Origin of the sequence: Streptomyces lasalocidi (assembly GCF_005280215.1) — a bacterium.
GTDB lineage: Bacteria > Actinomycetota > Actinomycetes > Streptomycetales > Streptomycetaceae > Streptomyces > Streptomyces longwoodensis.
Map to the genome: position 1 here is coordinate 1115512 of NZ_SZNQ01000001.1, position 13941 is coordinate 1129452.

General features: G+C 73.9%; 13 protein-coding genes. 5 read left to right on the forward strand and 8 right to left on the reverse strand.

The window, feature by feature from the left end:
- Positions 1 to 18: 18 nt before the first annotated feature.
- Together E4U91_RS04845 and E4U91_RS04850 are read left to right on the forward strand one after the other, a co-directional pair.
- Positions 19 to 2532 (forward strand): DEAD/DEAH box helicase, encoded by a 2514-nt coding sequence (locus E4U91_RS04845; RefSeq protein ID WP_168218068.1) that lies wholly within the window; start codon positions 19 to 21, stop codon positions 2530 to 2532.
- 79 nt (positions 2533 to 2611) lie between these two features.
- Positions 2612 to 3478: an acyl-CoA thioesterase gene (locus tag E4U91_RS04850; RefSeq protein WP_137305490.1), complete on the forward strand. Its 867-nt coding sequence runs from the start codon at positions 2612 to 2614 to the stop codon at positions 3476 to 3478.
- Position 3479: 1 nt separating this feature from the next.
- On the opposite strand, the gene E4U91_RS04855 is transcribed toward E4U91_RS04850, so the two are convergent.
- Both E4U91_RS04855 and E4U91_RS04860 read right to left on the reverse strand, forming a co-directional pair.
- Positions 3480 to 4400 (reverse strand): DUF6397 family protein, encoded by a 921-nt coding sequence (locus E4U91_RS04855; RefSeq protein ID WP_137305492.1) that lies wholly within the window; start codon positions 4398 to 4400, stop codon positions 3480 to 3482.
- 123 nt (positions 4401 to 4523) lie between these two features.
- Positions 4524 to 4937: a roadblock/LC7 domain-containing protein gene (locus E4U91_RS04860; RefSeq protein WP_137305494.1), complete on the reverse strand. Its 414-nt coding sequence runs from the start codon at positions 4935 to 4937 to the stop codon at positions 4524 to 4526.
- A 124-nt stretch (positions 4938 to 5061) separates the two neighbouring features.
- Between E4U91_RS04860 and E4U91_RS04865 the strand changes: the two genes are divergently transcribed.
- The gene (locus E4U91_RS04865) at positions 5062 to 5490 is read left to right on the forward strand and encodes a PPOX class F420-dependent oxidoreductase (RefSeq protein WP_137305496.1); all 429 of its coding nucleotides are present in this window, start codon (positions 5062 to 5064) and stop codon (positions 5488 to 5490) included.
- A gap of 119 nt (positions 5491 to 5609) precedes the next feature.
- Here E4U91_RS04865 and E4U91_RS04870 read toward each other — a convergent pair whose 3' ends face one another.
- The 5 genes from E4U91_RS04870 to E4U91_RS04890 form a co-directional block, all read right to left on the reverse strand.
- Positions 5610 to 6215: a GTP-binding protein gene (locus E4U91_RS04870; protein WP_137305498.1), complete on the reverse strand. Its 606-nt coding sequence runs from the start codon at positions 6213 to 6215 to the stop codon at positions 5610 to 5612.
- An 18-nt stretch (positions 6216 to 6233) separates the two neighbouring features.
- On the reverse strand, positions 6234 to 6644 hold the full coding sequence (locus E4U91_RS04875; RefSeq protein ID WP_137305500.1) for a DUF742 domain-containing protein: 411 nt from the start codon (positions 6642 to 6644) through the stop codon (positions 6234 to 6236).
- A 22-nt stretch (positions 6645 to 6666) separates the two neighbouring features.
- Positions 6667 to 7104, reverse strand: a complete 438-nt coding sequence (locus E4U91_RS04880) for a roadblock/LC7 domain-containing protein (RefSeq protein WP_137305502.1) — start codon at positions 7102 to 7104, stop codon at positions 6667 to 6669.
- Positions 7101 to 9713 (reverse strand): sensor histidine kinase, encoded by a 2613-nt coding sequence (locus E4U91_RS04885; RefSeq protein ID WP_137305504.1) that lies wholly within the window; start codon positions 9711 to 9713, stop codon positions 7101 to 7103. Before E4U91_RS04885 ends, E4U91_RS04880 begins: the two co-directional genes overlap by 4 nt.
- 160 nt (positions 9714 to 9873) lie before the next feature.
- Positions 9874 to 10692, reverse strand: coding sequence for an MHYT domain-containing protein (locus E4U91_RS04890; protein ID WP_137305506.1), 819 nt, complete (start codon positions 10690 to 10692; stop codon positions 9874 to 9876).
- Between the two features lie 163 nt (positions 10693 to 10855).
- On the opposite strand from E4U91_RS04890, the gene E4U91_RS04895 reads away from it, so the two are divergent.
- Positions 10856 to 11476, forward strand: a complete 621-nt coding sequence (locus tag E4U91_RS04895) for a class I SAM-dependent methyltransferase (RefSeq protein ID WP_404767939.1) — start codon at positions 10856 to 10858, stop codon at positions 11474 to 11476.
- A gap of 52 nt (positions 11477 to 11528) precedes the next feature.
- On the opposite strand, the gene E4U91_RS04900 is transcribed toward E4U91_RS04895, so the two are convergent.
- Complete coding sequence (locus E4U91_RS04900) at positions 11529 to 12542, reverse strand: LacI family DNA-binding transcriptional regulator (protein WP_137305509.1); 1014 nt, start codon at positions 12540 to 12542, stop codon at positions 11529 to 11531.
- 392 nt (positions 12543 to 12934) lie between these two features.
- Here E4U91_RS04900 and E4U91_RS04905 point away from each other — a divergent pair, with 392 nt between their 5' ends.
- A complete protein-coding gene (locus E4U91_RS04905) occupies positions 12935 to 13900 on the forward strand; it encodes a glycoside hydrolase family 6 protein (protein ID WP_137305511.1) in 966 nt (321 codons plus the stop codon).
- Positions 13901 to 13941 lie beyond the last annotated feature (41 nt).

Genomic DNA, 13941 nt, shown 5'->3' on the forward strand with positions numbered 1-13941 from the left:
GGCAGGCAAGATGGGGACGTGACCCTCATCGATCAGCTGCCGCCGACCGCCGACCCCGACGCCCTGTACGAAGCCTTCGAGTCGTGGGCGCAGGAGCGCGGTCTGACCCTCTACTCCCACCAGGAGGAGGCGCTGATCGAGGTGGTCTCGGGGGCGAACGTGATCGTCTCGACGCCCACCGGGTCCGGCAAGAGCATGATCGCGGCGGGGGCGCACTTCGCGGCGTTGGCTCGCGACGAGGTCACCTTCTACACGGCGCCGATCAAGGCACTGGTCTCGGAGAAGTTCTTCGAGCTGTGCAAGCAGTTCGGCACGGAGAACGTGGGCATGCTGACCGGCGACGCCTCCGTCAACGCCGACGCCCCGGTCATCTGCTGCACCGCCGAGGTGCTGGCGTCGATCGCGCTGCGGGACGGCAGGCAGGCGGACGTCGGCCAGGTCGTCATGGACGAGTTCCACTTCTACGCGGAGCCGGACCGCGGCTGGGCCTGGCAGATCCCGCTGCTCGAACTGCCCCAGGCGCAGTTCGTCCTGATGTCGGCCACGCTCGGTGACGTGTCCTTCTTCGAGAAGGACCTCACCCGCCGCACCGGCCGCCCCACCTCGGTGGTCCGCTCGGCGACCCGCCCCGTCCCGCTGTCCTACGCCTACCGGTACACGCCGCTCACCGAGACCCTGACCGACCTGCTGGAGACCAAGCAGGCCCCGGTGTACATCGTGCACTTCACCCAGGCGCAGGCCGTCGAGCGGGCGCAGGCGCTGATGAGCATCAACATGTGCTCGCGGGAGGAGAAGGAGAAGATCGCCGAGCTGATCGGCAACTTCCGCTTCACCACCTCCTTCGGCCGCAACCTCTCCCGTTACGTCCGCCACGGCATCGGCGTGCACCACGCCGGCATGCTCCCCAAGTACCGGCGGCTGGTGGAGAAGCTCGCGCAGGCCGGTCTGCTGAAGGTGATCTGCGGGACGGACACGCTCGGCGTCGGCGTCAACGTGCCGATCCGCACGGTGCTGTTCACGGCCCTCACCAAGTACGACGGCAACCGCGTGCGCACCCTGCGCGCGCGGGAGTTCCACCAGATCGCGGGGCGCGCCGGGCGGGCCGGGTTCGACACGGCGGGCTACGTCGTCGCGCAGGCGCCGGAACACGTCATCGAGAACGAGAAGGCGCTCGCCAAGGCCGGCGACGACCCGAAGAAGCGCCGCAAGGTGGTCCGCAAGAAGGCCCCGGAAGGCTTCGTGGGCTGGACGGAGAACACCTTCGAGAAGCTGATCGAGTCGGATCCGGAGCCGCTGACGTCCCGTTTCCGGGTGACGCACACCATGCTGCTGTCGGTGATCGCCCGGCCGGGCAACGCCTTCCAGGCGATGCGCCACCTGCTGGAGGACAACCACGAGCCGCGCAAGCAGCAGCTGCGCCATATCCGCCGGGCCATCGCGATCTACCGCTCGCTGCTGGACGGCGGCATCGTCGAGAAGCTCGACCAGCCCGACGCCGAGGGGCGCATCGTCCGTCTCACGGTCGACCTCCAGCAGGACTTCGCGCTCAACCAGCCGCTGTCCACCTTCGCGCTGGCCGCGTTCGAACTGCTCGACCCGGAGTCGCCGTCGTACGCGCTGGACATGGTGTCCGTCGTGGAGTCCACCCTCGACGACCCGCGGCAGATCCTCGCCGCCCAGCAGAACAAGGCGCGCGGCGAGGCGGTGGCCGCGATGAAGGCGGACGGCGTCGAGTACGAGGAGCGCATGGAGCGCCTCCAGGACGTCACCTACCCCAAGCCGCTGGAGGAGCTGCTCTTCCACGCGTACAACACGTACCGCAAGAGCCACCCCTGGGTCGGCGACCACCCGCTGTCGCCGAAGTCCGTCATCCGCGACATGTACGAACGGGCGCTGACCTTCACGGAGTTGGTGTCGCACTACGAGCTGGCGCGCACCGAGGGCATCGTGCTGCGCTACCTCGCCAGCGCCTTCAAGGCCCTGGACCACACCATCCCCGACGACCTGAAGTCGGAGGACCTGCAGGACCTGATCGAGTGGCTGGGCGAGATGGTCCGCCAGGTCGACTCCAGCCTGCTGGACGAGTGGGAGCAACTGGCCAACCCGGAGGTGATGACCGCCGAGGAGGCCCAGGAGAAGGCCGACGAGGTCAAGCCGGTCACCAACAACGCGCGTGCCTTCCGGGTCCTGGTGCGCAACGCGATGTTCCGCCGGGTGGAGCTCGCCGCGCTCGACCACGTCGACGAGCTGGGCGAGATGGACGCCGAGTCCGGCTGGGACGCGGACGCCTGGGGCGAGGCGATGGACGCGTACTGGGACGAGTACGACGACCTGGGCACCGGCCCGAACGCCCGCGGTCCGAAGCTGCTCGTCATCGAGGAGGAGCCGCAGCGGCGCCTGTGGCGGGTCCGCCAGATCTTCGACGACCCGAACGGCGACCACGACTGGGGCATCAGCGCCGAGGTCGACCTCGACGCCTCCGACGCCGAGGGCCGCGCCGTGCTGCGGGTCACCGCCGTCGGGCAGTTGTGAGCGCACCCCGCACCACCGGCCCCCGGGGCGGGCGGCACAGCGGATCCCACCCCGTCCCGACCACAGGAGAAGCACGCCCATGACGAACCCGGCCGAACGGCTGGTCGACCTGCTCGACCTGGAGCAGATCGAGGTCGACATCTTCCGCGGCCGCAGCCCGCACGAGTCGTTGCAGCGGGTCTTCGGCGGCCAGGTGGCGGGCCAGGCGCTCGTCGCGGCGGGGCGCACCACCGAGGGCGACCGGCCCGTGCACTCGCTGCACGCGTACTTCCTGCGCCCGGGCCGGCCGGGCGTGCCGATCGTGTACCAGGTCGAGCGGGTGCGCGACGGCCGGTCGTTCACGACGCGCCGGGTCACCGCGGTGCAGCAGGGGCGCACCATCTTCAATCTCACCGCCTCCTTCCATCGGCCCGAGGACGGTCCCTTCGAGCACCAGTTGCCGCCGGCCCGCGTGGTGCCGGACCCCGAGTCGCTGCCGACCGTGGCGGACGAGGTCCGGGAGCACCTGGGCGCGCTGCCGGAGCAGTTCGAGCGGATGGCGCGCCGGCAGCCCTTCGACATCCGGTACGCCGACCGTCTGCGCTGGAGCCCGGAGGAAGTGAAGGGCGCCGAGCCGCGCAGCGCGGTGTGGATGCGGGCGGTCGGCCCGCTCGGCGACGACCCGCTGGTGCACACCTGCGCGCTCACCTACGCCAGCGACATGACGCTCCTGGACGCCGTCCGCATCCCCATCGAACCCCTGTGGGGGCCGCGCACCTTCGACATGGCGTCGCTGGACCACGCGATGTGGTTCCACCGGCCGTTCCGCGCCGACGAGTGGTTCCTGTACGACCAGGAGTCCCCGATCGCGACGGGCGGGCGGGGCCTCGCCCGCGGCCGGATCTACGACGTCGAGGGGCGTCTGCTGGTGTCGGTCGTCCAGGAGGGTCTGTTCCGCGCCCTGTAGGTCATGTCCCGCCGCGCCGCAGCCAGCCGAGCAGGCGCACTCGGCCACGCTCGGGAAGCCGCTCGCCGGGCGGTGCGGTCGGCGGTACGGGTGCCGGTGCGGCCGTCGCGGTCGGCATGGGGGCTGTCGGTGCGGCCGTCGCGGGGCGGGGCGCGGGCCGCTCGTCGCGGGCTTGCGCCAGGGCGTGGGTCAGGTCGGCCCGCAGCCAGGCGATCTCGTCCGGGTCGTCGGCCGTGGCGATCCGCTCGGCGAGCAGGGCGGCCGGCGAGCCCGGGGTGCCGTGACCGGGTGGCGCCGGCCGGAACCGGCCGAGGTGGGCGCGCTCGTAGGGGTCGGTGACGACCTCCGCGATGTGCACGGGGTCCAGCAGGGCGGCCAGGGCGCCGGCGCACTGCCACGGGTCCTCGGCCTGCCGCAGCAGGAAGCCGAGGTGCCGGCCGCGCCAGTTGCGGGCCCGCAGGTCCAGGCCCGCCGCCAGGGGGCCGCGCAGCGTCTCGGGGGTGGGGCCGTGCAGGAGGCCCGCGTGTTCCGGGGCGGCGGCGAAGGCGCGCAGCTCGTCGGCGAGGTAGCGCCAGACGACGGCGCGGTAGCGGTTGAGGTAGAACGTCACGGGCACCACCAGCCCGGCCCGCGCGAAGCGGGTGAACCGGGTGGGTGCCACCTCCATCAGCTCCGCGGCCTCCCGGGTCCCGACGGTCCGGACGCTCTCCCGCAGCGCCTCGGGGAAGCCCGGCTCGGCGCTCAGCCGGTCGATCTCGGCACGCGGCACACGGCGACCCCCGCCGCCCTCGTCGGGCACGGTCCTGATCCGGCCCAGGCGGGCCGCGAGGTCCAGCTCGCTGCGCTTGAGGCCGAGTTCGCGGGCGGCGCGGCCGGGTGCGCAGGTCTCGGCCGGGGATGCGGTGACGGTGTGCACGGACATGGTCTCCCCCGTGGAGTGGCGGGCCCCGCGCCGTCCGCGGCGGCCTCGGAAAAAACCGTAGCCGGATCCGCGTCACCCCGCAGAGGCCTGTGGATAACTCCGCGGCCACACCGAAACCCCAGGTCAGAGCTCTGTGTCCGGGGCCTGTTCCGGGCGTCGGGCGTCGACCGTGAGGTGCTCGCCGACGCGGTTGACGAGCAGGGTCATCTCGTAGGCGATCTGCCCGAAGTCGGCCTCGGCCCCGCTGAGGACGCACAGGCAGCTGCCGGTGCCCGCTGCGGTCACGAACAGCACCGCGTCGTCGAACTCGACCAGCGTCTGGCGCACCTGGCCCGCGCCGAAGTGGCGCCCGGAGCCCTTGGCGAGGCTGTGCAGCCCCGAGGACACGGCGGCGAGGTGCTCGGCGTCCTCGCGGCGCAGCCCGGTGCTGGCGCCGGCGACCAGGCCGTCGTTGGAGAGCACCAGGGCGTGCCGTACGTGGTCGACGCGCTCGGTCAGGTCGTCCAGGAGCCAGTCGAGTCCCTGCTTCTGAGCCATGGTCGGTTCTCCCCCAGTGCCGTTCCCCGTGTGCGTTCCCCGCGCGAGGCGTCCCGTGACGCCCGGACGGGACGTGTCAGCAAGCCTTCCCCACGACCGGGCGGCGGGCAAGGAGGATGGGGGCATGGCACAGAAGATGACCGACACGGAATGGCGGGCGTTCGTCTCCGAGGGCACCCGCACAGGGAAGTTGTGCACCGTCCGGGCGGACGGGAGCCCGCACGTGGCGCCGATCTGGTTCCTGCTCGACGGGGACGAGCTGGTGTTCAACACCGGCAAGGAGACCGTCAAGGGGCGCAACCTGGCGCGGGACGGGCGGGTCGCCCTGTGTGTGGACGACGACCGGCCGCCGTTCGACTTCGTGGTCCTGCAGGGCCGGGCGCGGCTCTCGGAGGACCCCGGCGAGCTGCGGCACTGGGCGGCCCGGATCGGCGCCCGCTACATGGGCGAGGAGCGCGCCGAGGAGTTCGGCGCGCGCAACGGGGTGCCGGGCGAGCTGCTGGTGCGGGTCGGCATCGAGAAGGTGCTGGCGCAGAAGGCCGTCGCGGACTGACGGCGCCGGCTGAAGGCACCGGCTGATGGCGCCGACTGACAGCGCGGGCCGGCGACACGGGTGACGGCGCGGACTGACGGCTTCCCGCGCCGGCGGGCCGCACCCGGCGCCGGCCGCGGTCAGCCCACCGAGTCGAGCAGCCGGGCGGTGTGCATCCGCCCGGCGTACTCCACGAGCCGGATCAGGACCTCCTTGCCCGAGTCGCGGTCGCGCGCGTCGCACAGCACGACGGGGGTCCCGTTGTCGAGGTCGAGGGCGCGCGAGACGTCCGGGACGCCGTACGTCCGCGCGCCCGTGAAGCAGTTGACGGCCACCACGAACGGGATGTGCCGGTGCTCGAAGTAGTCGACCGCGGGGAAGCAGTCCTCCAGGCGCCGGGTGTCCGCGAGGACCACGGCACCGAGGGCGCCCTGGGACAACTCGTCCCACAGGAACCAGAAGCGGTCCTGGCCGGGCGTGCCGAACAGGTACAGCGAGAGCCCGGAGCGGATGGTGATGCGGCCGAAGTCCATGGCGACCGTCGTGGTGACCTTGTGGTCCACCCCGTCGGTGTCGTCGACCGACTGGCCCGCCTCGCTGAGCAGTTCCTCGGTCCGCAGCGGCCGGATCTCGCTGACGGCGCCCACCAGGGTGGTCTTGCCGACGCCGAATCCGCCGGCGACCAGGATCTTCAACGCCAGGGGGGACGTCTCGCCGCCCGTGGTGTCGGCGTGCTCGGAGTCCATGGTGACTTCCCTCTTCCTCTATAGGGCCCGCAGCCCCGCGATCACCTCGCGCAGGATGCGTTCGTCGGGCAGCTGCGCGGGCGGGACAGGACGGCTGACGGTGACGCGGCCGAGTTCCAGCAGGTCGCCGAGGAGCACCCGGACGACCCCCACCGGCAGGTCCGCGCCCGCGGCGAGTTCGGCCACGGACTGCGTCTCCGCGCGGCACAGGTCGGCCAGCGCGCGGTGTTCGGGGCCGAGCGCGGGGTCGTCGGCCGGCGCGCCCCGGTCGAGGGTGACCAGCGCGATCAGGTCGAAGCGCACCCCGGCGGGCCCGGGCCGGGTGCGTCCGCCCGTCATGGCGTACGGGCGGACGAGGGGTCCGGCCTCGTGGTCGTACCACTGGCTGCCCGGCTCATGCGGGGAGCCGGTCAGGTCCTCCTCGGTCATGCGGGTGCGCCGCCTTCCGCTCTCATCCGGCGGCGGGCGGGTGCGAGCCGACCCGTGGGGGCGTGTAGAGGTGCTCCCCCACGCGCTTGACGAGCCGGGCCATCTCGTACGCCACCAGGCCGATGTCGGCCGTGACGGCGGTGAGGAGGGCCAGGCAGGAGCCGTCGCCCGCGGCCGCCACGAACAGGAAGGCGTCGTCCATCTCGACCATGGTCTGGCGGACGCCGCCGGCGCCGAAGTGCCGGCCGGCCCCCTTGGCGAGGCTGTGGAAGCCGGACGCCACCGCGGCCAGGTGCTCGGCGTCCTCACGGGTCAGGCCGTCGGAGGCGCCCACGGCGAGGCCGTCGTTGGAGAGCACCACCGCGTGCCGCACCTCGCGCACGCGCAGCACCAGGTCGTCCAGCAGCCAGTCGAGTTCACCGGACCGCTGGGACATCCTCGAGCTCGGGCCTTGGATCATGCGGGATCTCCTTCACTGTCGCTGCCCGGTGCGGACTCGAGGCCGGCACCGCGGCCGGGTCGTCTGCCGCCGCCGCGTGCCCAGCCGTCCCGGTGGGCGGCCATCCGGTCCCGTACGACTTCGGGCGTACGGGACCCGTCCTCGCGCGCGTGGTCCGGCCCGGCGGGGTCCTCGGCGTGTGCGCGGCGCAGTTGGGGGGCGAGGCTCGCCTGGCGGACCCGGCGCGGGAGACCGTCCGTGCCGTCGGCGTCGTCCGGGGAGCGGTGCGGGTGCAGGGCGGTGACCTTGGGGGGCGGCGGGTCGCCGTCGTCCGGGCCCCGGGCGTCCACGCGCGCGGGGGCGACGAGGGCCGGCCGGTCGGTGGGCGCGGGGACGGCCCCTCTGCGGGCGGCTTCGCGCCGAGGGGTGAACTCCTCGTGCGGTACGGCCGCTTCGGGGCGGTCGTCGGCGGGTACGCGCGCGTACGCGTCCTCTGTGCCCCGCCCCGCGATCGCCCGCTCCGGGCGGGACCGTTGCGGCTCGCCGGTGTGCAGCAACGCGGTGGGCAGCAGGACGACGGCGGTGGTGCCGCCGTAGGGCGAGGTGCGCAGGTGGACCTTGATGCCGTGCCGGGAGGCGAGCCGGCTGACCACGAACAGGCCGAGGCGGTCGCTGTCGAACAGGTCGAGCGCCTCGGACTGCGCGATGCGCCGGTTGGCCTCCGCGAGGGTCTCCCTGCCCATGCCCAGCCCGCGGTCCTCCACCTCGACGGCGTAGCCGTTGCCGACGGGTTCCCCGGTGACGCGCACGCGCGTGTGCGGCGGTGAGAACTGCGCCGCGTTCTCGACGAGTTCGGCCAGCAGGTGGGTGACGTCGGCGACGGCGGCGCCGGCCACGGCGGTCTCGGGGAGCCGGCGCACCTCCACGCGTGCGTAGTCCTCGACCTCGGACACGGCCGCGCGGACGACGTCGGTCAGCGAGACCGGCGTGCGCCAGGCCCGGCCGGGTGCCGCTCCGGACAGGATGATCAGGCTCTCGGCGTGGCGGCGCATGCGGGTGGTGAGGTGGTCGAGGCGGAAGAGGTCGCTGAGTTCGTTGGGGTCGTCGGAGCGGCGCTCCATGCTGTCCAGGAGGCTGAGCTGGCGGTGGACCAGGACCTGGCTGCGGCGCGCGAGGTTGACGAACACGCCGGAGATGCCGCTGGCGAGTTCGGCGCGCTCCACGGCGGCCCGCAGGGCGGCGCGGTGCACGGTGCCCAGGGCCTCGGCGACCTGTCCCGTCTCGTCCTCGGCGGGCGGTCCCGGCGGTGCTTCGGCGCGGATGTCGATCTCCTCGCCCGCGCGCAGCCTCCGCATCGCCTCGGGGAGCTTGTGGCGGGCGATCTCCAGGGCGCCGTTGCGCAGGCCGACGAGTTCGACGACGAGGCCGCGGCCGATGCGCACGGAGATGACGAGCGAGGCGGAGACGGCGAGCAGGCCGAGCAGCACGGCGGCGCCGGCCGGGGTGAGCAGGCCGCGGGTGAAGGGGTCGGCGCGACGGGCGACCTCGCGCCCGGCGTCCGCCTCGATGGAGCGCATGCCGTCCTGCACGCGTGCGTGCGCCGTGTCCCACGGGTCGGCGGGAACGGCGGCGAGGGCGCGCGTCCCGGGCCGTTCGGCGAGTACGTCGTCCTCGGCGGCGGCCAGGGTGGCGTAGGGGGCGCTGCCGGACAGGGTGCGCCAGGCGGTGCGTTCGGGGCCGCGCAGGTCGGTGACGGCCGATGCGGTGAGCGCGCGCCGGGTGTCGACGGCGCCGGTGAGCAGGCGCAGGCGCTCGCCGTCAAGGCGGCCGGCCGGGCGGGCGCTCGCGAGGACCGCGTCCTCCTGGGCGAGTGCCTCGCCCGCGCGGGAGAACTCGAGCAGGACGCGTGCGTCGGAGCCCAGTTCGGCGTCCTGGATGCCGCTCAGCGCGCCGCCCACCGCGAAGGCGCGCGCGATGGTGGCCGAGTAGCGGTCGTACACGGTCCGCCAGTCGGCGCGGCCGTCGAGAACCGCCGTGCGCAGGGGGCGCAGTTGCTCGGTGCCGGAGACGAACGCCTCGAGGCGCTGGGCCACTCCGGAGGGCAGCTCCTGGGCGTCGGCGACGGTGCCGTCGTCGCCGAGGCGGAGCGCGGCCACGGCCCGGTCGGTGTCCCGGGCGAGTCCCCCGAGGTCGGCGTCCTGCTCCGCGCGCGGGGCAGTGGCCCGGCGGACGGCGGCCTGCCGCTCGGCCTGGAGCGCGGCCACGGCGTCGGCGAGGGGGGCGCGCACCTGGGCGTCGACCCGTTGCAACTGCCGCAGCCGGGAGACGTCCTGGGCGGTGGTGACGGTGGCGTACCCCCACAGGGCCAGCAGGGAGACGACGGGCACCATCAGCAGGCAGACGATCCTGGCGCGGACGGTGCGGGGGCGGATGCTCCGGCGTCGCGGCCGGGGGGTCGCGCTGCCGGAAGCACCGACGTCGGCGTCGGCGTCAGGTCCGGCGTCGGGGGCGGCGTCGGCCAGGAGCTCGTCCGGGGTCTCGTCGGCCGGTGGTCCGGCGTGTGCGCGGCGGCCGCGTACCGGGCGCGGCGGCTGCGCGCCGGCTGTCGGGGTCCTGCGGGGTGTACGCATGGCCTCCTCGCTGGGGGCGGGTGGGGCGGGTCGTCGGGTCACCGGCCCGCTGGTCCGGTGCGGGTCGTCCGGCCGGCCGGGGCGGTTCACGCGGTTCGCACCGGTCGGCCTGTCGGGGCGGGTCACGCGGTCCGGGCGTCGGTCGGCGTGTCGGAGCGCTTCACGCGGTCCGGGCCGGCCGGCCACCGGTGCCGCTCCGCTCGCCCGGCTGTGTGCCCCGCTCGTCGTGGCCCTGTGCCGACGCGGACGCCCCACGCTCCCCCGATGTGGGCGACAGGGCGACGAAGGCCGAGGTCAGGAAGAGGTAGGACCCGAGGCCGACGGCGAGGGGGAAGATGAACTGCATCGCCGTGGCCCCGGGCAGCGCGGTCCCCGAGGGCGTCACCCGCACGCTCACCGCGAACATCCCGGTGTAGTGCATGCTGCTGACCGCCGCGCCCATCACGAGGGAGGCGACGGTGACGGCGACGGGTGACGTGGTGTGGAGGGCCGCCCAGAGGGCCGCGGTGGCGGCGACGACCGCGATGAGGACGGACAGCCCGACGCGCACCGGGTCGTAGGTGATGTCGCCGTGCAGCCGGACGGCGGCCATGCCGAGGTAGTGCATGCTCGCCACGCCGAGCCCGGTGGTCAGGCCGCCGAGCAGCAACGCGCGCGTGCGGTCGCGGCCGTAGCCGACGGCGAACACGCCGGCGCAGACGACCACCATGGCGACGAGGAGGCTGAGCACGGTCAGCGGCACGTCGTAGCGGATGTCGGTGCCGCTGACGCCGAAGCCGAGCATGGCGACGAAGTGCATCGTCCAGATGCCGGTGCCGATCGCCGAGGCGGCGGTGAGGAGCCAGTTGCGCCGTGAGCGCCCGGTGGCACCGAGCGCGCGGACGGTGCAGCGCAGCCCGAGGGCGGCGCCGATGCACGCCATGGCGTACGACAGCACGGGGGTCAGCCAGCCGAAGGTGGCGTGGTCCAGGTGTCCCATGGCCAGAGGACGTTAGGGGGGCACCGGCGCACCGAGGGGGCGCGTTTCGAAAGCCGGCGGAACATGACAGGGAAATACGCCGGAGCGACCGCCTCGCACCGACTCGCGCTCGAACGTGTGCGCAGATCCGTCATCCGTGCCGGTGACGGTCGGGTGAGGGATCATGCGTCGTATGAGCGACGATCACACGAACGACCACACGCGCGTGCGGGAGTTCTTCGCCGCGCGCGCCGCGGACTGGGACAGGCGCTTCCCCGACGACGGCCCCGCCTACGCGGCGGCGGTCGCCGAGCTGGGCCTGCGGGAGGGTGACCGGGTGCTCGACGCGGGCTGCGGCACGGGCCGGGCCCTGCCGCCGCTGCGGACGGCCGTGGGGCCTTCCGGGGTGGTCGTGGGAGCGGACCTGACGGCCGCGATGCTGGAGGCCGCCGTGCGGGCCGGGCGCGACCGCGACGGGCGGCTGCTGCTGGCCGACGTGGTGGCGCTCCCGTTGCGCTCCTCGTGCCTCGACGCGGTCTTCGCCGCGGGGCTCGTCGCCCACCTGCCGCACCCGGCCGAGAACCTGCGGGAACTCGCGCGCGTGGTGCGCCCCGGCGGCACGCTGGCCCTGTTCCACCCGATCGGCCGGGCGGCCCTCGCCGCCCGTCAGGGACGGCAGATCACCGACGACGACCTGCGCGCCGAGCCGCGCCTGCGGCCGCTCCTCGCCGACTCCGGCTGGCGCCTGACGTCGTACGTCGACGAGGACGACCGCTTCCTTGCGCTGGCGGTGCGTCAGGGCTGAGCGGTGCGTCCTCGGGCCGGTGCTCCGTCGTCCCCGGTGGCCGGCGCGGCGGTCAGGCGCTCGCGCGGACCACGAACCGGGTCGGCAGGATCAGCGGGGTGGGGTCCTGCCCGTTGACCAGCGCGACGAGCATGCGCGCCATCTCCCGGCCGAGCGCCCGGACGGGCTGGTGGACGGTGGTCAGGGGCGGGTCGGCGATGCGGGCGACGGCGAGGTCGTCGAACCCGGCCACCGCGATGTCGTCCGGCACGGACCGGCCGGCCGCCCGCAGGGTGCGCAGGGCCCCCGCCGCCATGTTGTCGTTGGCGGCGAACACCCCGTCGACGTCGGCGTGCCGCGACAGCAGCGCGGTCATCCCGGCGGCCCCGCTGGGCTCGGTGAAGTCGCCCTCCTGCGGCGGCAGCGGCTCGAGTCCGGCCCCCAGCATGGCGTCCCGGTAGCCGCGGTACCGGGCGCGGCCCGCCTCGGTGTCCAGCCGCCCGCAGAGGGTGGCGACCCGCCTGCGGCCCTGGGCGAGGAGGTACTCGGTCGCCTCGCGCGCGCCGCCGGTGTTGTCGACGTCCACGTAGTGGCGGGGGGCCGGGCCGACCGGCCGGCCGCCGAACACGACGGGCAGGTCGGCCTCCTCCGCGAGTCGGGCCAGCGGGTCGTCCTCGCGCAGCGCCATCAGCATGACGCCGTCGGCCCCCCTGCACCGCAGGAGGTCCTCCACCCGCTTGCGGCCCCGGTCGGAGGCGGCCAGGCACAGCATCAGGTGCAGGTCCGCCTCGTCGAGGGCGGCCGACGCGCCCACGATCACCTCGGCGAAGAAGGGGTCCGCGAAGATCGAGGGGTCCTCCCCGGAGACGACCAGGGCGGCGGCTCCCGTCTGCCGGGTGGCCAGGGCGCGGGCGGTGGGGTGGGGGACGTAGCCGAGCAGCCGTACCGCCCGCTCGACCGCCTCGCGCTTGGCGCGGCTGACGTGGGGGGCGTTGTTGAGAGCACGGGAGGCCACGGAGCGGGAGACGCCGGCGTGTTCGGCGACCTCGTCGAGTGTGGGCTGCCGTCGTGACGGACCTGCTGGCATCGGCCGCTGCCCCTTCGGTCGTCGGCCGCCGGCACGGACCGGCGGCGCTGAACATGACTGGAAACGCTTCCAGTTCTGCCGACTCTAGGGTGTGGATCGCCCCGCGGGAAGAGCCGTGCGCAGCCCCGAGCCGTCGTGAACAGGGCTTCGTGTGACGGCTCTTGACAGCTCCTGCGGCTCGCCACACGATACCTAGCACACCCCGGAGCCCCCTCGCCGTGACTGGAACCGCTTCCAATGGGAGCGCTCCCAGAGATCGGCGTCCGGCCCATGGGTGGGGCACCCCCGCCGGAGAGCCGCCGTCCCGGGGCGCCGTTCCACCGCACCTGACCAGCGCGTCGCACGCCCGGACGAGGCGTGCGCGCGTCCCTGCCAGGAAATCGAGGTACGTCATGCGCCGCAGACTCCGCGCCCTGGTGGCAGGGTTGATCGCCCTGCCCTTGGCGCTCGCCGTCGCACCGTCCGCCCACGCCGCGGACCCGACCGGCATGACCAGCGGGTTCTACGTGGACCCCGACTCCAGCGCCAAGCGGTGGGCCGCCGCCAACCCCGGCGACGGCCGGGCGTCCGCGATCAACTCCGCGATCGCGAACACCCCGATGGCCCGCTGGTTCGGCTCCTGGAGCGGCAGCATCGGCACCGCCACGGGGGCGTACGCGGGGGCCGCGGACGCCCGGGACAAGCTGCCCCTGCTCGTCGCCTACAACATCTACAACCGCGACTACTGCGGCGGGCACTCGGCCGGCGGGGCGTCATCGGCGTCCGCGTACGCCACCTGGATCGCGCAGTTCGCGGGCGGCATCGCGAACCGCCCGGCCGTGGTGCTCCTCGAACCCGACTCCCTCGGCGACTACGGCTGCATGACGCAGGCTCAGATCACCGAGCGGCAGGGCATGCTGAGCGGTGCGCTCGGCCAGTTCGCCCGCCAGGCCCCCAACACCTGGGTCTACCTGGACGCCGGCAACCCCGGCTGGGCGAGCGCCGCGACGATGGCCCAGCGCCTCAACGACGCCGGCCTGCGCCAGGCCCACGGTTTCTCCCTCAACATCTCCAACTACTTCACCACGGCGGAGAACACCGCCTACGGCAACGCCGTGAACAGCGCGCTGAGCGCCCGCTACGGCTACACCAAGCCGTTCGTCGTGGACACCAGCCGCAACGGCAACGGCTCCAACGGACAGTGGTGCAATCCGTCGGGCCGCCGCATCGGCACCCCCACACGGCTCGGCGGCGGCGCCGAGATGCTGCTGTGGATCAAGACGCCCGGCGAGTCCGACGGCAACTGCGGCGTGGGCGCCGGGTCCACGGCCGGGCAGTTCCTCCCCGAAGTGGCCTACAAGATGATCTACGGCTACTGACGCGCCCCCGCGACCCCCACACGCCCCCACCCACCCCTCTC